The sequence below is a fragment of the Klebsiella oxytoca NBRC 105695 genome, from assembly GCF_001598695.1.
Classification (GTDB): domain Bacteria; phylum Pseudomonadota; class Gammaproteobacteria; order Enterobacterales; family Enterobacteriaceae; genus Klebsiella; species Klebsiella oxytoca.
Genome location: NZ_BCZK01000040.1, coordinates 1 through 678 on the forward strand (window position 1 = coordinate 1; position 678 = coordinate 678).

General features: G+C 57.7%; 1 protein-coding gene. It reads right to left on the reverse strand.

Features of this window, described 5'->3' with window-relative positions:
* Positions 1 to 278: 278 nt before the first annotated feature.
* Positions 279 to 678, reverse strand: a 400-nt coding sequence (locus KO1_RS26665; RefSeq protein ID WP_148719771.1) for an IS110 family RNA-guided transposase, incomplete at its 5' end; no start/stop codon positions are given.

Below are 678 nucleotides of genomic sequence, written 5' to 3' on the forward strand. Positions count from 1 at the left end.
GTATATGGACACCTCCCGTTATGCAAGCCATCTCTGCATTTTGTGTAACGGGGTAAGTTGCGTTCGTATATCCGGCCTCTCTTACGATACCGTCGTATCCGGGCCATGATGTTATCTGCGCATCTGTTTCCATTCGGGCTAGCGGCTTTGCTTATCAGGGAGCCTTCGGCCAGGCCGGAGTGACTGATGCTGGTCTTACCTGTTACTCATCTCGCTTCTCTGGCTGCAACCTTACGGCAGGTTATTGCTCTTTTAACGCATGGGATACTGGCCGCCGGTCAACCGGTGACCTGTATCCCATGGTAATCCTCTTCACGACTCAGCAGCGCCCATGCTATACGGGCATTCTTGTTCGCCAGCGCCACCGTCGCGATGTTCCGGTTTCGTCTCTCCGACACCCCCTGCAACCACTGGCTGCGCCTGTCAGTTTTATTCTGACACGCATTCAGCACTGCCCGCGCTCCATGGATTATCAGCGTCCGCACGTAGCGGTCCCCCCGCTTGCTGATATGGCCCAGTCGCGCCTTTCCTCCGCTTGAGTGCTGCCGCGGAACCAGCCCCAGATAAGCCGCCATTTCCCGGCCGCTCCTGAACTGTCTGCCATCACCCACTGCAGCCACCAGGGCACTGGCCACCACCGGACCCATCCCCTCTATCGCCAGCAGTCTTTTTATCCGG